The organism is Acinetobacter sp. GW821-FHT01C12 (assembly GCF_059422625.1).
Genome location: NZ_JBWKXD010000001.1, coordinates 227,543 through 246,923, shown reverse-complemented (window position 1 = coordinate 246,923; position 19,381 = coordinate 227,543). Strand labels below are relative to the sequence as shown.

At 36.0% G+C, this 19,381-nt stretch carries 14 protein-coding genes, 2 pseudogenes and 1 riboswitch; of the genes and pseudogenes, 8 read left to right on the top strand and 8 right to left on the bottom strand.

Features of this window, described 5'->3' with window-relative positions; translation table 11 throughout:
• Positions 1 to 18: 18 nt before the first annotated feature.
• Positions 19 to 164: riboswitch (yybP-ykoY riboswitch) on the bottom strand.
• A gap of 496 nt (positions 165 to 660) precedes the next feature.
• Positions 661 to 1,980 (top strand): NAD(P)/FAD-dependent oxidoreductase, encoded by a 1,320-nt coding sequence (locus AC07WY_RS01120; protein ID WP_494735523.1) that lies wholly within the window; start codon positions 661 to 663, stop codon positions 1,978 to 1,980.
• A 222-nt stretch (positions 1,981 to 2,202) separates the two neighbouring features.
• Here AC07WY_RS01120 and aqpZ read toward each other — a convergent pair.
• The 4 genes and pseudogenes from aqpZ to AC07WY_RS01100 all read right to left on the bottom strand — a co-directional run bounded on the left by aqpZ (position 2,203) and on the right by AC07WY_RS01100 (position 6,133).
• Positions 2,203 to 2,895 (bottom strand): annotated as a pseudogene (gene aqpZ, locus AC07WY_RS01115) (aquaporin Z).
• A gap of 343 nt (positions 2,896 to 3,238) precedes the next feature.
• A complete protein-coding gene (locus AC07WY_RS01110) occupies positions 3,239 to 3,568 on the bottom strand; it encodes a YcgJ family protein (protein WP_410004178.1) in 330 nt (109 codons plus the stop codon).
• Between the two features lie 724 nt (positions 3,569 to 4,292).
• A pseudogene (locus tag AC07WY_RS01105) lies at positions 4,293 to 5,071 on the bottom strand (APH(3')-VI family aminoglycoside O-phosphotransferase).
• 225 nt (positions 5,072 to 5,296) lie between these two features.
• Positions 5,297 to 6,133: an enoyl-CoA hydratase/isomerase family protein gene (locus tag AC07WY_RS01100; protein ID WP_494735522.1), complete on the bottom strand. Its 837-nt coding sequence runs from the start codon at positions 6,131 to 6,133 to the stop codon at positions 5,297 to 5,299.
• Positions 6,134 to 6,232: 99 nt separating this feature from the next.
• On the opposite strand from AC07WY_RS01100, the gene AC07WY_RS01095 reads away from it, so the two are divergent.
• Positions 6,233 to 6,643, top strand: a complete 411-nt coding sequence (locus AC07WY_RS01095; RefSeq protein WP_494735521.1) for a winged helix-turn-helix transcriptional regulator — start codon at positions 6,233 to 6,235, stop codon at positions 6,641 to 6,643.
• A gap of 299 nt (positions 6,644 to 6,942) precedes the next feature.
• Here AC07WY_RS01095 and ybaK read toward each other — a convergent pair whose 3' ends face one another.
• Entirely contained in the window at positions 6,943 to 7,410 is a 468-nt protein-coding gene (ybaK, locus tag AC07WY_RS01090; protein WP_494735520.1) for a Cys-tRNA(Pro) deacylase, read from the bottom strand.
• Between the two features lie 158 nt (positions 7,411 to 7,568).
• Here ybaK and AC07WY_RS01085 point away from each other — a divergent pair, with 158 nt between their 5' ends.
• From AC07WY_RS01085 to AC07WY_RS01060, 6 genes are all read left to right on the top strand, one after another.
• Positions 7,569 to 8,204 carry a CDP-alcohol phosphatidyltransferase family protein gene (locus tag AC07WY_RS01085; protein WP_494735519.1) on the top strand — a complete coding sequence of 212 codons (636 nt, stop codon included), beginning with the start codon at positions 7,569 to 7,571 and terminating at the stop codon, positions 8,202 to 8,204.
• Between the two features lie 28 nt (positions 8,205 to 8,232).
• Positions 8,233 to 9,981 (top strand): bifunctional alpha/beta hydrolase/class I SAM-dependent methyltransferase, encoded by a 1,749-nt coding sequence (locus AC07WY_RS01080; RefSeq protein WP_494735518.1) that lies wholly within the window; start codon positions 8,233 to 8,235, stop codon positions 9,979 to 9,981.
• A gap of 91 nt (positions 9,982 to 10,072) precedes the next feature.
• Positions 10,073 to 11,428 (top strand): phosphatase PAP2/dual specificity phosphatase family protein, encoded by a 1,356-nt coding sequence (locus AC07WY_RS01075; RefSeq protein ID WP_494735517.1) that lies wholly within the window; start codon positions 10,073 to 10,075, stop codon positions 11,426 to 11,428.
• Positions 11,425 to 11,853, top strand: a complete 429-nt coding sequence (locus AC07WY_RS01070) for a hypothetical protein (RefSeq protein ID WP_419335589.1) — start codon at positions 11,425 to 11,427, stop codon at positions 11,851 to 11,853. The genes AC07WY_RS01075 and AC07WY_RS01070 overlap by 4 nt, the downstream gene beginning before the upstream one ends.
• Before the next feature lie 318 nt (positions 11,854 to 12,171).
• On the top strand, positions 12,172 to 12,912 hold the full coding sequence (locus AC07WY_RS01065; protein ID WP_004821804.1) for a lysophospholipid acyltransferase family protein: 741 nt from the start codon (positions 12,172 to 12,174) through the stop codon (positions 12,910 to 12,912).
• Positions 12,909 to 13,853 carry a phosphatidate cytidylyltransferase gene (locus AC07WY_RS01060; RefSeq protein WP_004719987.1) on the top strand — a complete coding sequence of 315 codons (945 nt, stop codon included), beginning with the start codon at positions 12,909 to 12,911 and terminating at the stop codon, positions 13,851 to 13,853. Before AC07WY_RS01065 ends, AC07WY_RS01060 begins: the two co-directional genes overlap by 4 nt.
• Before the next feature lie 261 nt (positions 13,854 to 14,114).
• Here the strand turns inward: AC07WY_RS01060 and AC07WY_RS01055 are convergent, their stop codons facing one another.
• From AC07WY_RS01055 to AC07WY_RS01045, 3 genes are read right to left on the bottom strand one after another with little or no spacing between them, the layout of a single operon-like run.
• Positions 14,115 to 14,588, bottom strand: a complete 474-nt coding sequence (locus AC07WY_RS01055; protein ID WP_494735516.1) for a hypothetical protein — start codon at positions 14,586 to 14,588, stop codon at positions 14,115 to 14,117.
• Positions 14,585 to 16,729 carry a M23 family metallopeptidase gene (locus tag AC07WY_RS01050; protein WP_262086150.1) on the bottom strand — a complete coding sequence of 715 codons (2,145 nt, stop codon included), beginning with the start codon at positions 16,727 to 16,729 and terminating at the stop codon, positions 14,585 to 14,587. The genes AC07WY_RS01055 and AC07WY_RS01050 overlap by 4 nt, the downstream gene beginning before the upstream one ends.
• Positions 16,730 to 16,739: 10 nt before the next feature.
• Positions 16,740 to 19,343, bottom strand: coding sequence for a type VI secretion system Vgr family protein (locus tag AC07WY_RS01045; protein WP_494735515.1), 2,604 nt, complete (start codon positions 19,341 to 19,343; stop codon positions 16,740 to 16,742).
• Positions 19,344 to 19,381 lie beyond the last annotated feature (38 nt).

Sequence of the window (19,381 nt, the reverse complement as noted above, 5' to 3'; positions counted from 1 at the left end):
AGCCATAGCAGAATCATAAATCAAAGGTCTTGCCAACAAAAAGAAATCTATGATCGGAGGATCATTTGGTTCTTTGCTATGATGACCATGCTTGTTTAAGCAATTATGTTGACCATCACCTTTTTACCTGAGGTAAAAAGCGGCTACTCCCCAATGAAGTTTTTTTATTTTAGTAGAATCAAGTGTAGTTTTCAATCATACTTTTTAGATAAATTAAAAGAACTCATTCCTATTTGATTACGCCGTCTACTCACAGCATGTTCCTATAAAAATATTTTAAATATTGATCAGTAACAAAATTGCAAAGTTATGAATATATTTAGCTAGAGGGAAATATTATTAAAAATAATCAATACCCATAAAAAATATTTAAATTCAATAAATTATATAATATTTATTTTTAAATTGCGGTCATTGCGAATACGCATTGGTCGCATAAGCATGACTTTAATTTCATCCTACGTGGCGCTTTTATCAAAAACAAAAAAAACTCATATTATAAGATTATTATTCAACAATCTCAGCCATTCTAAAGAACCTGTAATCAATGTGATAAAATATAATTTATTGATTTTTTGAAATAAAAATCAAATAATTTTATCTAAGAAGTATAAAGTGTATTATCTTAATTTTAGATACAAAACTGAGCTATAGATTTTTATGTTGGAACATAGCGATATTAATTTACCGGTTATTATTATTGGTGCTGGGATAGCAGGAATCGCATGCGCTAAAAAATTACAAGAAAATGGTAAAAAAGTTACCATACTCGAAGCGAGGTCTCGCACAGGTGGGCGCATAGATTCATTGCAATCTGATGCTGATTTTTTTGATTTAGGAGCATCATGGATTCATGGCGTTGAAGCTAATCCGATCTGGGAAATTACCCAAGAGAATCATATAGCAACAACTGTATTTAACTATGACAAATCGCAATATTTTCATGAAAATGGGTTGTTATTTTCTGACAAAGAAGTCCAAGAGTTTGAATCTTATGTAGAGGAAATAGAAAAGCAACTTTCTCAAACACAAACGCAATCTGCCCTCAAGGCGACTGAAGAAATAATTTCTTCTTTACATTATTCAGGTAATACATTTTCAGAAGATTATCTTAAACAATTATTATTTAACTTTTTCAATCGAATAGCAAATGACCCATTTGCGACAAATCTTGAGCTACTTTCATCAAATTACAAAAATTACGAAGGTTATTTTGATGGTGATGAAGTTATTTTTCCCAATGGCTATGCCCAAGTTATAGACGTGCTTTCAAAAAAAATCGACATTCAATTCAATGTTGATGTAAAAAAAATCATCTGTGAAAATGATTATGTCAAAATTATTGATTCCAATGATAATTTTTACATAGGTTCCCGTGTAGTGGTTACTGTCCCACTTGGAATTTTAAAGAAAAATCATATCGCGTTTTATCCTCCATTACCTCATCACTATACTCAATCTATTCAAGATATTGGATTTGGATCCTTCAATAAAGTATTTTTTGAATTAGAACAACCACTTTCTTTTAGATCCAAAATGCCGATAGACAAGATAAGTGATTTCTATTGGAATGAGCTTGGTTGTTTTAATATTCTAGACTTATCTGGAATTTATAAAAAACCCATTTATTTAATGCTGTTTGGAGGAAAGCAATCTGAGTTTATTGATAATTCAGCGGATAATGAAATATCAAAGTTTATTTTTAGTAACTTGCAGAAACAATTTAACAATATTCCCCATACACCTAAAAAACTCATCGTTACACGTTGGGGCGCCGACCCTTATAGCTATGGTTCTTTTAGTTTTCCCTCACTAAAGCACAGTGAGGATATTGTTAAAGTGTTGCATCAACCAATTCAAGAAAAAATCTTCTTTGCTGGTGAACATTGTAGCTTGAAATATGCGGGTACGGTTCATGGCGCATATTTAAATGGCGATGAAACAGCTCAAAAAATTTTAGCTGAAGTTTCAATTATTTAAGTCTAATCTCAGCCATGAAAAAACCTCCCGAGGGAGGTTTTTATAATGTTGTCTAGAGTTAGGCGCATTGATAATAGACTTCTTTCATAAGTCCTTTTTAAAACCATTAATCAACATAAAAGCACCCTCATCCTAACCTTCTCCTAAAGGGAGAAAGAACTTTCAATACCAATATGATTCACTCCACATGATCATTTTTTGATTTATGAAAGATCTTTAATGCTATTGGCTATTTTTTTGCTCAAAACACTTATAAATTAAAGCGCCAATCACAGCGCCAACAATTGGAGCAACCCAGAAAAGCCATAGTTGACTCAGTGCAGCCGTTTCAGCAAACAAAGCCACTGCTGTACTACGTGCAGGATTGACCGAAGTATTGGTGACAGGAATACTGATTAAATGGATCAAAGTTAATGCCTAACCAATAGCAATAGGTGCAAAACCAGCTGGTGCACGTTTATCTGTAGAACCGAGAATTACAATTAAGAAAATAGCAGTTAAGACAATCTCAATTATTAGTGCAGAAAGCAGAGAATATTTTCCAGGCGATAAGTCACCAAAACCATTTGTTGCAAATCCACCTGTACCAGTGAATCCTGCTTGACCTTGTACAATCAAATACAATATAAATGCCGCGAAGATACCACCTACGACTTGAGCAATGATGTATGGTGCTAAGTCTTTTGCATTAAAACGACCGCCAACCCATAAACCTATACTTACTGCGGGATTGAAATGTCCACCTGAAATATGACCTAATGCGTACGCACCAGTCAGTACAGTGAGACCAAACGCAAGTGCAACACCGACAAAACCGATACCCAATTCTGGAAATGCTGCAGCAAGTACTGCACTACCACACCCTCCAAAGACCAGCCAAAATGTTCCAATAAATTCTGCAAAATATTTATTCATGTTCATTACTTTTCTGTTCAATAAATCCAAGCGGAATTTAGCAAAACAAGTCACACTTTTAAACAAAAATATGAATTATTTTACAAAAAACATAAGTAATTGATGAAATGACGAAATTCATAATTTTTATAAAACAAACCCTTCGATTGAAGGGTTTGTTAGACAAATTAAAATTCCAATTCAGAGGGGGAAGAAGGAATGATTTAATAAATCTATTGGTAATTTTTAACATGTATATAGATTTATACAATCTTATTTAATAGAACACAGCATTCTAAAAATTTTAAGATCAATCAAAAAGCCCATCTGCGAGTGAGCGCTTTAGCCGATTTATGGCAAAGAATTACTTATTATTAAAAAGCTGATCTGTTATCTTTTGATCAACTTTACTTCGATGTCCATTGTTAAAATATCGATCTACATGGCATCGTTTTGTATTTGTATCGCAGAACACCCCATTTGAGAAAGTAAATGCAGAGTGATCAAAATCGCCTTGTGAGAAAACTTTATTCGCTTTTTGGGTTCCTAAATATTGAGCCGTAAGTGATTTTGATACACCTTTGTTATTTACACAGATATATTGATCACAAATCACACCTTTTTTAGGTGAAACTAAACTTGTGTTGGTTTTAGCAATCACTGGAAAACTGATGATTAAACAAGCATAGCTGATGAGACTCAATAATCCTTTAGAAATTTTCACTTTTAAACCTGCAAAACAATACAAAAAAATAAAGGAAAATTATAAGATCAATTGGATTTAAGATATACAACAATTACGTTTAAACCTATATAAGAAAACACATTAGGCTTCTTTTATAAGACAATTTTAAAATGATAAATCAACATAAAAGCCGCTCATCCTCGCCTTCTTTCAAAGTGAGAAGGCGATTTCAATAGCAATATGAATCACTCATTATAAACATTCATTCAGTTTAGAAATAATCTAGAGATATTATGATTAACAGCAGAATTATCGATAAAATCAAATAAGTATTGATATTATTAAAGCTCTTAAGATAATTTAACATTCGTCATTTCCCATAAGAATTTAATAAAATACTACATGGGTGACGGATAGATAAAAGACTAAGAAAAGAAAAGCAGACAAAAAAATACCATCGATAATAAAATTGGTTAAAAATGTTGCACGATGAAATTTAAATAAACTTGTAAAGCCAATAAATTAACAATTTTATATTCATAAAAACTTAAATCACAAGTTAAGCTAATAAACAGTTTTAGCTATTTTAAATAAGTTCATTCTAAAAACCAAAATTTAGATTTATTGGTGATATAAAACTTTAAATCAGTGGCTTCACTAACTTTCTTCACTTATTTATTTAAAATTTAGCGACGTAAAAAGACAATTAAGTATTTTTAGAAAATGCTTGGAATCAATTCAATTCATCAAGTTTTAAAAAATAATTCCTTTTGTCAGGTCTATCATTTTTTAAATGCTGTAAAAATATTTTCGCAGTTTCCTTCGATGCATCCTCTCTTAGGCAACGTTCAACAAAGGATATATCTACAAATTCATCTGCTAACCCAGCACGGCCAAGATCTAAAAAGTAAATTTCATTAAAGTTATCTATAAAAATATTACTATCCGTGATATCGCCATGAGAAAAAACCAATCTTTCTTCAACACGAGTCTCAGTTAACTTATTCCATAGACTTAGGTAAGTTCTATGGTCTCCCCATAATTCAGCGTCAAAATCATCTTGATCTATATCGTCAAGGAGTTGGTTATCAATAAAAAATTTTGACTCTTTTAACCGATGATCAATGTTTGAAATAAATGGACAATCAATAATAGCAACTGAATTTAACAGATTGAGTGCCTCCTTATAGATAGCAAGCAATTCTTGGTCTGTTAAAAAAAGCGCTGAAATTGGTTTTGCATTGATCGCTTTAGTGATCATGAATTCAAACTGCTCATCCTGAAAAGTCATGATGAGTTCAGGCACCTTTAATTTCTCAGAGAGCCAACTCAACATTTTCGCTTCGCGAGAGACACTGTATGTGGTCTCTGTATATAAAGTGCTAGATCGCTTCAGAAAAAAGTTTCATTATTTCGATTAAAAGAATAAACATCCGATGGCGACTGACCAATTTTATTTGGCTCTAAAACGCTGTTTCCAATAAATTGTTGAATAATATTGGGCAATTCCATCAAGTTTTCCTTTTATTCAGCATTAAAAACCCCGCAAATGCGAGGCCTAGTAAATAGATGATCTTAATTTGGTTCACTGTATCAAAAATATGGCTTATTCCCTATAGATGGTCAATACTTCAAACTATTGTCATCGCCTCTCAATTGCATAAACTGTATTAGTCTTAAAAAGTGGGGGCAACCTCAGGAATAAGCTAGAGCAGAATATTAGACAGCAGCAAGACCTCATGATGCAGATAAATCGCGGAGTAGCTGCTCTAAATCCTGTTCGCCTACTTTTGTTTGAGCACCTGTCTGCAAGCCGCCACGAATGAGTTTTTCAGCAGCAGGACGCGCAAACAGTCCAGCCCATGCTTTGTGCTCTCGAAGGAAGCCTTCGCTTAAATCCGCTGGTGGGATTGCTTTCTTTGCAGCGGCGATGACTCCTTCAGGTAAAGCTGCAATATTTGTGGCGATGCGATGAACAAAAGCGTCTAACTCATTTGCCGGAAGCGCACGATTTACCCAGCCATATCGTTCGGCTAGCAAAGCGTCAATCAGCTCAGCACCAAGAATTACCTCTAATGCACGCCCCCGTGTCATACGCTGTGAAAGATATTGAGTACCACCACCACCAGGAATAATCCCCATCAATGCCTCACATTGGGCGAGGCCAGCACGCCCAATAGCAGCAAATGCCATATCCACTGCTGCTACAAATTCAGCACCGCCACCACGCGCCAAGCCTTCGAGCTTAACAATCGTCACTTGCGGCTGTGCCTGAATCATCTCTCCTAAAGCCTGAAATGGATTCAATCCATTAGGTAGATCTTTTGCGAACTGGTCAAAAGCATTTGGCTCATCAATTAAGGTCATGTCTACATGAGCGATGAAAAACTCAGGATCGGCGCTTTGGAACACGATTACACGTGTTTGTGGGTCATCACGTACCTGAGTGAGAAAAGCTCGAATATCACTCATCAAAGCAACATCCAATACATTAACTGGTGGATTGTTAATACTGACAGTCGCCACGCCTCGATCATACTCAATGTGAAGTGTGGAATAAGTTGGAATGGTCATCATATACCCTTGATTTTAGCTGTGTGCAATCATGGTATCTTATGTATACTTAGTGTCAATTACGCACCTTAAGCATCCTAAGTATCTTGGAGCATACCTATGAACTCTGATCACGATCCAATCTACCGTGCCGACTGCCCAAGCCGTGCCATTCTCGATCAAATCGCAGATAAATGGTCAATGCTGGTTTTGATGGTGTTACATGAACCACGTCGCTTCAACGCTATTAAACGGCGTCTTGATGGTATTACCCAACGTGTATTGACACAGACGCTTCGCAAGTTAGAACGCAATGGTATGCTGACACGCACCGTTATAGATGGGAAAACTCTAGGCGTGGAATATGCCTTGACGCCACTTGGTCAATCACTCAAATTGCCTTTTAACGTGCTCTACGACTGGACCGTCGAGAATATGGGCACCATTCAGGTGTGCCAATCTCGCTATGACCAATCTGATGATGTTATTCGCACAGCGACCACCCAGCAATCAGGCATAACACTGAAATAACGTGTGTAGTCGCTAGCTAGAAATGTGAGAGTTTGGCTTGTTCGTCCAAAATCGTATGAATATGGAAAAGATTATTTAGGTTTTAAAACTACTCACCTGTTTTGCTTACTTAATTTTGCTTACTTAATTTAGTTCCACTTTCATCTATACAATAAAAAACCACTGCAAAGGTGGTTCATATCTTGAATGAATGACTGTAATCTTTGTCTTTAATTTTCAGTTCTATTGCCTTAGTGGAGCAAATCTTTTTGTGAGTAACATTATTATTTTTAATTAAAATTCATCAATGAAAGGATGGATTAAACATCAACAATATCAGCAAAATTCGCACCCAAAACCTTAGCTAAGTCTTGTGGATTAACCCCAATATCCAAGCCCCTTTTCCCACCACTGACATACATTTTACTTAACTGCTGTGCACTTTCACAAATCACCGTTTTTAAACGCTTTTTTTGACCTACAGGACTGATTCCACCGACTAAATATCCAGTTAAACGCTCTGCATCTTTAGGATCAGCCATATGTAGTTTTTTACAAGCAAAGGCACTCGCCACTTTCTTTAAATTTAATTGATGATTCACTGGAAGGATGGCAACAAAATAGTTTTTATCATCTGTCACCATCAAAGTTTTAAACACTTCTTCAACACTTAAACCTAATTTTTCAGCAGCCTCTAAGCCAAAACTTTTTGCATTTACATCATGTTCATATTCATGAATTGAAAATTCAATTTTATTTGATTTTAAAACTTTGCAAGCAGGCGTCATAGAATAAACAAGATCAAAATTAAGAAGACATTTGAATTATAGGACTATTTATATAAATTTTAAAATAACAATACAAATTTAAATGATGAAAATTAATACTTGTAAAATCATGGAAAACTTGATTAAAATCCTGTCATATACCTTATATTACTAGAACAATGCCATCAATCTATCAATTAAAACCAGCATTTCAAAACTTACTGCGCCCTTTTGTTCAAAAGCTTTTTAATATCGGAATCACGGCAAATCAAGTCACATTATTAGCGATGTTTATATCGCTCGGTTTAAGTTTTTTTCTATACCAGTATTATCTGAATCATGCTGTAAATGAATGGTTATTGCTCTTTCCCTTGTGGATGCTGCTACGAATGGCTTTCAACGCCATCGATGGAATGCTTGCCCGTGAATTTAAACAACAATCCAACTTAGGTGCATTTTACAATGAGTTGTGTGATGTTATTTCGGACACAGCACTCTATCTATGCTTGATTGCTTTTGGCTTTATCAATGCAAAATTACTGTTATTGATTGCTTTCCTTGCAATTCTAAGTGAATACACTGGTGTAATGGCACCACTGATTGGGCAAGAACGTCGTTATGACGGCCCAATGGGAAAAAGTGACCGTGCATTTTGGTTTAGTTTAATCACAGTCGTGATTGTCGCCTTGCCATTATTCACTACAAATTTACAACTTCTCGGCTTAATCTGTAATGGCATACTCATTTTAATTGGTCTGCTGCTTAGTTTAACCATCTATAACCGAATTAAAAATAGCTTAAAAACAGCTTTATAAAACAGTTTCATATTTAGGGTAAATTCGTATGTATAACAACAGTCATCACACCTTTAAGAGTCATGATGGAACAGAATTGTTTTATCAACATTGGGCAACCAACTCACCGAGCGAAACAAAAAAAGCCATTCTTCTGTTTCATCGTGGACATGAACATTCAGGACGTATGGCGCATTTGGTCAAGGAACTCAATTTAAGTGATTTTGATTTCTTTGCATGGGATGCCCGCGGTCACGGCGATTCCCCTGGCGAACGTGGTGATGCACCTAGCTTCTCAGCATGTGTAAAAGATATTCAATATTTTGTCCAACATATTGAAGAAAACTATGGTATCGATGCCAAGAATATTGCTGTAGTTGCACAAAGTGTAGGTGCGGTATTGGCCGCAACATGGGTACATGATTATGCACCTAAAATTCGCGCCTTGTGTCTCGCTTCCCCTGCTTTTGATATTAAGCTTTATGTGCCATTTGCCGAACCTAGTTTAAGAGTTATGGAAAAAATTCGCGGTAATTTTTTCATCCAAAGTTATGTTAAAGCCAAAATGCTGACCCATGATGAAGAACGTGCTCAAAGCTATGATACCGATCCTGAAATTGCTAAAGCCATTTCGGTGAGAATGTTGCTTGGACTTTATGATGCCTCAAAGCGTATTGTTGCAGATTCACAAAATATCTTTGTGCCGACTCAAGTGTTATGCTCAGGTTCAGATTTTGTGGTTTTTCAAAAACCGCAACGTGAGTTTTACCAAAAGCTTCCGCATCCTAAAAAAGAATTACATATTTTAGATGGCTTCTTTCACGATACTTTAGGTGAAAAAGATCGCCATTTAGCAACAGAGAAAATACGCCGATTTATCCAGCAATGTTTTGCTGTTGAATATCAAGCACCAGATGTTTTAAATGCGGACAAAATTGGTCCAAGTTGTGCTATCGCTGAAGATCTCAGTTCACCATTACCCGCTAAATCAATGAAGAATGCATTTTGGGAAATCACCAAAAAGAATCTAAAAATTGGTAGCCATTTATCTAAAGGCTTAAAAATTGGTGAAGACACAGGCTATGACTCTGGAAGTACTTTAGATTTTGTCTATCGTAATCAATCTGAAAGTTCCAATCCTATTGGCAAAATCATTGACCGCCAGTATTTAAATGCGATTGGTTGGCGTGGGATCCGTGTCCGCAAACAGAACATTGAACATTTGGTTCAGAAATATGCGGATATTCTGATTAAAAAACGCAAGCCATTGAGAATTATGGATATTGCATCTGGTCATGGGCGTTATATTTTAGATGCTGTGGTTCAACTACCAAAACGACCAGATTCGATTTTATTGCGTGACTATAGTGATATCAATGTACAAGCTGGTCAGCAAATGATTGCAGCGCGTGGACTCAATGACATTGCTGAATTTGTTCAAGCAGATGCATTTGATACACAGTCTTTGGCCTCTGTTAAACCAAAACCATCACTTGCCGTGGTTTCGGGTTTATATGAGTTATTTGCAGACAATGATTTGCTACGTCAATCACTTGAAGGCTTAAGTAAAGCAATCCTTAAAGATGGTTATTTGATTTATACCGGTCAAATTTGGCACCCACAACAAGAATTTATTGCGCGTGCACTAACCTCACATCGTGAAGGTGATGCATGGGTAATGCGTTTACGCTCACAAGCGGAAATGGATGCACTTGTTGAAGCTGCTGGCTTTAAAAAGGTCGACCAATGTATTGATGAGTTTGGAATATTTACCGTCTCAGTCGCACAAAAGCTATAAAAATTCTGCTATCACAGTTGGTGACTTGATATAAATCAATCTAAGTCACCAATTTTTTAATTTAAATAGAATAAAAATCTACGGATGTTTTATGCAAACACTCATCAAAGAAACTGGGACATGGAAATGGGGCGTACTTTGCTTAGTTTTTCTTGCGCCTTTCTTTTTCCTCACTTATGGCTTTGCAAATCAATATGCATCAGGTCTGAGTGATGTTCCAAGTATTGTCTTTGCTTGGGAAAAACATATTCCACTTTGGGCTTGGACGATTGTGCCATATTGGTCAATTGACCTGTTTTATGGTCTCTCCTTATTGCTTTGTTGGAATAAGTTTGAGCTTAAACAACAAGCGCTTAGGCTATTTTTAGCGCAAGTTATTTCGATTAGTTGCTTCTTACTGTTTCCTTTAAAGTTTAGTTTTGAACGCCCACCTTTAGATGGTTTTTTCGGTCTATGGTTTGATGTCCTCATGGGATTCGATAAACCCTTTAACCAAGCACCCTCATTACATATTGTTCTGTTGATTATCCTTTGGGATTTCTATCGTCGCCATGTATCAGGGACATGGAAATATTTGGTCGATTTTTGGTGTGTGCTGATTGGCATCTCTGTACTCACCACATGGCAGCATCATTTTATTGATCTTCCCACAGGAATACTGGTTGGGGCTTTATGCTTATGGCTATTTCCAATTTCAGTAAAATCCCCATTTAGAAAAGATGGACTGCAACTGTTAACAGCAAAACATTTAAAGCTTGGCAGTTATTATCTATGTGGTTCAGTAATTTTCTTTATCTTAGCTTATGAGTTTAGATCATGGGGACTGTGGTTAATTTACCCTGCTGTGAGCCTGTTTATCGTTGCACATAGCTATAGTTTTGTACGTCCACATTTTTTTCAAAAACAAGAAAATGGCAAAATGACGGTTGCGGCACAAATACTGCTTGCGCCTTATTTAATCTTTGCTTGGCTTAATAGTCGTGTTTGGACCAAAAAACATCCCGAAGATTCTTTCATCATTCAACATGAACTTAAAAAAATCTATATTGGAAGAATTCCAACACAACAAGATCACCACCAATACAATGCAATATTTGATTGTGTTGCTGAGTTACCCTTAAATCAAGCAACTGCATATCAGCAATATCTCAGTCTAGATCTGATTCCATTACAAGCCAATCAGCTTGAGTTAGCCGTAGCACGCTTAAATGATTTGATGTCAAAGCTTGAACCAAGCTCTACCCAAAATATTCTGATTTTTTGTGCCTTAGGTTATTCAAGAAGTAGCGCTGTACTCACTGCTTGGCTGATTCAACAAAACCAAGATGCCAATATTGATGAAATGGTAAACATTATTCGTAAAGCTCGCCCTTGGGTGGTATTAAAACAAGCTCAACTTGAAGAATTAGAAATTTACCATCTAAAACTGAAAGGTTTAGCGCCATGAAAATGAATTTTTATGTGGTTGCACAACTGTTGTCTGCAACCACAGCTATATTACTTTCAGGTTATTTGGCTTTTGCCTTATCTATTTTTGCCATCCTGTTCAAAGGCTGGCAATCCTTTGAGTTTTGGACGTTCATTGTCATTACATTGTTATTATCTGGGCTTCATCACTACCTCTCATTTAGAGTTAAGTTTGACGCTCAACTCATTAAAATGATTGCACGAGAATCCCAAACTGAATCTATTGAAAACTTAACCCTACAATTTGATCAAACCCTAATGAGTATGAAATTGATGCCCGCATCCAAAGCAGGTCGTGATTGGTCACAGCGTTTTGCAGGATGCTTTAAACTTTTAAAACTTCAAATTGCTTTATTATTGATACAATATCTGGTTTTAATGATTTTGATTTCTAGAATGATTTAAAGCGATTTTAACCTCAACTGATACAGTTTTAGCTGATATATTCAATTGTTATCGTATGATGGCTTGAATCATCTTAAATCAAGAAAATTTTCAGCTTCTCAGCAGTGAAGATCTTGAAATGCTATAAAATTCTTCTATGATTCAAAAAATAGAAATGATAAATTTATAAAAGGAGACCAAGCTTTTTACTTTTTATTCAAAACTAAGTTTGGTTATATTTTTATTTTAATCACTTAAAAAGTAGAATTTTATACTTTAATCATCTTATTATACAGCTTGCCCCACAATAAAATGCTTCAATATCAATCGGCTTAGAGAATGAATCAACTACCTGAACAACGTTCCGAACAAGATAAAGAGTCATACAATAAACCGTCTTTAGAGCAAAAGACTCAACACTTAGATTCATCTAATGGAAATTTAGCATCACACTCTATTGCTCGCTTTATCGCATTTTTGACACGCCGCGGCGCACGACTCTTAACTGGTGCTCGTAGCTTGTGGGTTGGTTGTCAGCCTGAGATGAAACAACGTATTTACTATGCCAATCACAATAGTCATATCGACTTTATCTTATTGTGGTCCTCACTTCCCAAACTGATGCGTCGTAAAACTAAACCTGTTGCTGCTTCAGATTATTGGCTGAAAGATGGTTTTAGACAATTTTTAATTAAAGACACCTTTAATGGTGTCACGATTCAACGTAATCGCGAAGATAATGCAGACCCTTTACAACCTGTGAAAGACGCTCTTGCTCAGGGTTATTCCATTATTTTCTTTCCTGAAGGTACTCGAAATCTCGATGATGATCTTGAGCTATTACCTTTTAAAAGTGGCCTCTATAACTTACATAAACAATTTCCTGAGATTGAGATTGTCCCTGTTTGGATTTCAAATCTAAGACGTGTCATGCCAAAAGGTTCTTTTGTTCCTTTGCCTTTACTGTCTACCGTATGCTTTGGCTTTCCTTTAGAACAACATTTAGAAATGGATAAAGCCACATTTATAGATTATGCACAAAAGCAACTATTACAATTAAAAGAGGTTGAGAATCAATGATTTTAGATAATCTGAATAAAACCTATCTTTTATTTGGTATTTTTGCGGGAATTTTAGTTTTTGCATCTAGCGTGGGCTTTATTCTCAAGCAAAAAGCTGGGCAAAAACCCTCATCAGTGATTGATAATTTAAATGCACGGATCAATGCTTGGTGGGTGATGTTGATCGTCATTGGCGCAGCAATCCTATTGGGTCAAACTGCATTTATTATCTTATTTGGGATTATTTCCCTGTTTGCTCTACGAGAATTTACCAGTCTATTGCCGACACGGCGTGGTGATTATTTTCCTTTACTTATCGCCTTTTATTTTGTTATTCCCTATCAATATTATTTGATCTATATCGACTGGTACGGCTTATATTCAATTTTTATTCCACTTTATGTATTTTTACTGATTCCGATTGCCAGTTTAAAACAAGAAGATACCAAACACTTCCTTGAACGTAGTTCTAAAATTCAATGGGGACTCATGGTTTGTGTTTTCTGTATTTCCCATGTTCCAGCATTACTCAATTTAAAACTAAATGGTTTTAAAGGTGAACCGATTTGGTTAGCAATCTGGCTGATTATGGTCGTTCAAGCATCCGATGTTTTGCAATATGTCTGTGGTAAGCTTTTTGGAAAGCACAAGGTTGCGCCTGTCTTGTCACCATCAAAAACAGTTGAAGGCTTAGTGGGTGGTATTGTTTTAGCCACAGCTTTAGGTGTTGCTATGGCATGGCTTACTCCATTTAGTTATCTACAAGCTGCATTGATAGGACTGGTTGTGTGTATCTTTGGCTTTTTCGGTGGTTTGGTGATGTCTGCCATCAAACGTGACCGTGGTGTCAAAGATTGGGGACAGTTGATTCATGGTCATGGTGGAATGTTAGATCGGATTGATTCGATTTGCTTTTCAGCACCTATCTTCTTTCATATTTTAAGATATTGGTGGAGTTAGTCTGTCGAACTTTTCAAAAATGAAAAGGCGACAAATCTTCTGTTAGGTGAGCGGTACTTCCTATACTGCTGCCTAACGACGATTTCTATGTCGCCTCACGATAGGAAATATCTCTATGCTTCATCAAGCAAAAAGTAGATAAATTGATCTCAGTAGTAAAATACTGATTGCTATCGCATGCTCATTTTCCGACTAGCGTAAAAAGTCTAATCTTTCAAAAGTTATTTCTTCAAATGAATCAAATTCACGACACATTAATTACTACTCTTTGTATCTTTTAAATTGAGTTAAATTTTTACAATCTTCTAATTGGTTAAAGATGGATGGGCTTATTTCTGGAAAATCACTTTGCTCTCCCGTCTTTAAATTAATTTCAGTATTAGTAGTTGCTAAACTTAAAATTGCTTTATCTTCAGTTTTATAAAAATCAACATCGAATATGGCATGGCTTGTCTTAACAACTTTCAGCTTCTTATTATTCAAATTATAAAAAACAACTTCGTTATTTTGAGGGGAACTATTTTTGAATTTCTTAGGAATCCCCCAAACTACTAAATAACTATTATTACAATTAGTTTTGTATCCATTAATTTCACCTAAGTTTATTTTTTTAATGTGCTTATCTTTCTGCACATTCAATGTGCTTGAATTTTCCAGTTTTACATTCAAGCTTGTGGAAGCGTAAGAAATACAGGTAAAAAGACATATACCAAATATTGAAATATATTTAATCATGGTAATGCATCCATTAATACTTTAGAAATTCTTGTTGTTTGATCACTACGTTTTATATCATCAGTATAACCACCATTAATAGCTTTAGTAACTTTTCTAGATTGTTCTAAGCTTACATTCATTTCTACTATTACATTATTTATTGGTTTAAATCTATTCGATGCGGCACCAGCTATCCAATACCATCCCCCTGCATCAATACAATTAAAATGATCAACAGATAATCTCTGAGGATCCGGAATTGGAGGGGCATTATTTAGATTTTTAGGATTCCACCAAGGTTTTTTCATCCCCCTATAAGTTATCTTATATATAGAAATGTCAATCCATCCTCTATAAGCCCAATATTTTGTATAATTCTCGCGCCCAGTAAGTTGTTTCATTCCTCGTCCCCGAAACTTTGGACCATCACCATTTTCAATATTGCCTAGCTTTCCATTTAGATATGAAAGATAGGTTCCAATTGGTGGATTATAGTAACCATCAACTTCACTCTGAAAACTTGCATGTTTGGGATTTCTTGAAAAAGATGCTTCACCTTCAATCATTGAAACAAGATTACCTGATTCAATAGAACCCTGCCCAAAAAAATGTGATCTTCTGGTACCTGTATTTACGAAATAACTATTCATAACATTATTTATATCTTTCCGATAAGTTTCCCTTACAGATTCAGGTGTTTTACCAACTTGGCTTAAAGCGGTAACAGGGAATATATTATCAGGGTAAACGGCTTTTAATTCATCAGCAGAGAGCCAACCACATTTTCTAAAATGCTTAATAAATTCTCTTGGGTGAAAATGCCAAACTTTATCTTTGGCAGGTAGTTCAGGTACTTTATCCCAAAAACTTAGGGCTGTGACATAGTTTTTAAATTTAGCGAAGTCATCAACTGACATGGGATTTGGATTTTCATCATTTTTTTTAGTTACCCAACTATATTGGGTTTCAATCAACGATTCGCTCCATTCTGTTGGAAACTGACAAATAGCTCTACTTAATCGCCTTTTAACATTAGCATCTCCTAACATATTTTTTAATTCAGCTTGAGTCGTTTTACCATCCTTATTTCCATCTAGCCAAGTTTTAAGTAAAAGAGAGTTACATTGACTATCTAGAGTTGAGTCGTCATTAAATAACCTCCATCCCACCCAATGTGGGAAATCGCCGTCACTATATTTTTTAATAGAATTAGTGTTCAGATTTACGTAGCCAACTTTATTATCTGGTAGTGGTACTTTATGCCAATGCCCAATCGTAGAAACATTACTAGTTTCATGAGTTGTATCTAAAATTCGTCCAAATCTAAACAATTCATAAACTGCATGCGTAGAAATTACTGATGTAGAATAATCTACACTATACTCATATAAGTCAAATTCATAAGATTCTTGTTCTATTTTGCCTTTTTCAGATAAATTATATTTCACAACCAAAGATTCCGTACTTTGCTTTTGAAAAATTCCTTTTCCTAACTCCTTGTAGGTCTGTGTATATGCTTTACCTTTCTTAAAACTTAGACTAATAAATAATTGACTATCAGATGTAAAAACTTCATTTGAAGTATTCGCTTCTCTATAAAATTTTGTACCAGATGGCAGATAAAAATGTATATCACCATAAACTACATCTTTGCGACCATCTGTACTTAGATTTAATTCAGGCGTATTTCGACCAATTATTTTTGTTAAGTTGGCTTGATCACAAACAATTTCAAAATGCATTTTATTTTCATTTTGGTGTTGCCCTACCAAACCAATTTTGGTTTTTCTTGTAATCTTTTTGCCTTTATCGACTGCTGCTTCAATTTGTCGTAAATGCATGTAAATAGAAAAATATTTTATAGAAATATTATTGCCAATCTCAGTTTCATGTTCTATAACAACACAGCCTTTATTTGATTTAGCCCCCTCATAATCAACCAGATCAGTATCCTTTCTGGCATAAATCACTTTTCCATCTGCGATGGCTCTGGCAACATTATCATTACCATTAGCTATTTGATGATAGCCACCATGCCAAGCCAAAGTATCAAGAATTGGATACTCATTAGCGGACGACCCCACAGGCATTATAGAATTTACCCAATCTTCATCCGATTGATTTATATTTGCTTTTAAAATAGGTGGACTAATAATCATTGAAATAAGCTCACGAAAAATTCTTTTTTGTTTTTACTTTTGGTTCTGTTGGTAAATTAGGTGTATTGGCTTCAACCCTAACACCACTAGTAAACTTCTGTTGCCCAGATTTCACCTCAAATAAGCCACCTGTAGTTGAGAACACACCTGAACCATTAATCTTGAGTTCAGAACCATCACTAACCAACTTAATTTCCTTCGGACTGATGATATAAACTGCGTCTTCGGTTGAAATGATTTGAATACCTTTACGTGCGATCATATCCAAGCCATCACCTTGTGCTTGGATCTCAACTTTACCTTTTCCAGCAAATAACTTTGCACCTTCTTGTGCCGCAAAAAGGCTAATTTTAGCGCTGGCATGTCCAATCAAAGCCTTTTGTGTACTTAGGTTAATGCTGTCGCCTGATGTGTGGCTAATTTGCCCATCTGCTGAAAGATGAATATCTTCATTACTTGCAAATGCAATTGAGTTTGGTGAAGCCAACATCATCACCGCAGACTTAAATTCATCTGCTTTTTTCGGATCTTGTTGAGTCAGTATGTCGATAAAACCTTTGATATTATCTAAAACTTCTAAAGGATCAGTCTGCTGATTCTTGGCAACTTCACTTAATGCTTTAGAGTTATTTAGGCTACTTTCTAATTGATTTTTGCCTGCTGTCACATCAAGGTGATTACCCGAAGCTGAATTCTGAGCATAAGTACTGACGAGTAAACCTTGTCCTGCTCTTACTGCACCCCACTGGTCAGTTCTCAGTTCATAGCCTTCACCTCGTCCTTCGCTAGTGTCTGTCTCTTTGGGATGACTTAAATTACCGAGGTTGAGTTGACTCGCCCCATGACTGCTCTGTAACTGACTGCTGAGTTGGCCTGTGGTATCGTCAAATCTAAGTTGGTTATAACCAGTACCTTGATACTCTCGACTTTTTATTCCTGCCAGTTTTTTGGTATCAGGCAGTTTACCTTTGTCATCAAACTTGCTTGGATGACGATGCGCTTCATGAATACGCCCCACCACAAACGGCCTGTCTATGTTGCCATCAAAGAAATCAATCACGACAATCTCACCAATCCTCGGTAAGAATCGTGCACCATAACCTTCACCAGCCCAAGGCGTAAGTACATCCACCCAAGCTGAATCGGTGTCGTTATCATTGGAACCAGCACCACCATCGTGACTATGATCTTGATTACGGGTAAACAGAAAACGTACTTTGATCCGCCCCCACTCATCTACATGGATTTCTTCTCCACTTGGTCCAACCACTCTGGCACGTTGGGGTGATGCAATCGGACGATGTTTTAGTGGGTGATATTCGGGAACAGTGGTGATATTTCGACGTTGTAGCACCAACTGATTGGCTTGACGCTCATCACTATTGTTTGTTGTGATATTGGTCATTTGCCAATTGCTTTGTTTAAGCAAATTTTCAACCTGATTGGTTAGGTCTTTAGGTAGGTTGTTTTGATTATAAAAGTGTTTCGATGTAATCAGAAATTGCTTATCTGAAAAATCATGTTGATCAATTTCGGGATGCCCATTTAATTCAAAGATATAACCCACATGTGCATCACGTACTGTAGATATTGCGGTAAATTGTTTGGCTTGTGAGTCATAGTAGTTACTCATATTTTGGTTAAAGCGTTCAACCTGACTGTTGCCTGATGGAGTTACACCATCTTCTCCATTGAGATCTTGAATCCATGCTGGACTAAAGTGCCAAACTTGCTCTAGTCCTAGACTAGCATTGTCATAGTTTTCACTATGTTGATGCTTACTTTGTACATTGCCTGCACCTTCATCTATATCTAATACATCGGCTTGCCAACGTTGAATATGTACTGATGTAGGCTGAATAGAACGCTGTCCAATAAATGAGATAATGCTGTCTTGCCTTTCGGTGGGACTGCTACGATGAAAGCGGATGCTTTTGCGTTCTAAGCTGGTGTATTGAGTATTGTTGTCAATCAAACGAAGTTTTTGAGGCTGAATTTGTTCACTGAAATTCGATACTTTAAGTTGGGCTTCATCAATTAAAGTATTAATACATTCAGAAAAAAGTAGACGTTGAACAAAGTCTATATCCCGTTCATTATTCTGCATAATAAATGGGCGAACATCGTAGTCTTTGGTCAAGCCAGTTTTATCCAATGTTAGACTTGAAGCAAATAATGGGCTTCGCTCACGCCATTCCTGAAATATAACTTCAACTGCTTGAAGCGCAGACATATTCATAAACACTCTGGAATTTCTACGATGCTTCCAAAGTGCTGTTGGGTCTTCAACTGTCAGGCGGTAAATCGTCAGCGCACCATCGCTCGCGCCCACATCTGCTTGGGTCACAATCCCTGAAATTCGATTGAGTTCTGATTTGTCATTCACAATATCGACAGCCACTTGGCTACTGATAAATTGCTTTAATGGAATATTCATTGACGTCGACAAGCAAATCAATTGTAAATGAATGCCTTTGTTTAATTCATGCATCCCATCAATACGTTGTAGGAACACTTGAGCAGTCAAATCAGGATTGCTAAATTGAATATGCAAAACACGCTTTTGTGCCGTAATTCCAAGCTGCTCCAAGGCAGAGTAAATATTATTCAACATAAGTTATTGTGTAGTTTTTCTAAATTTTATCAATTATA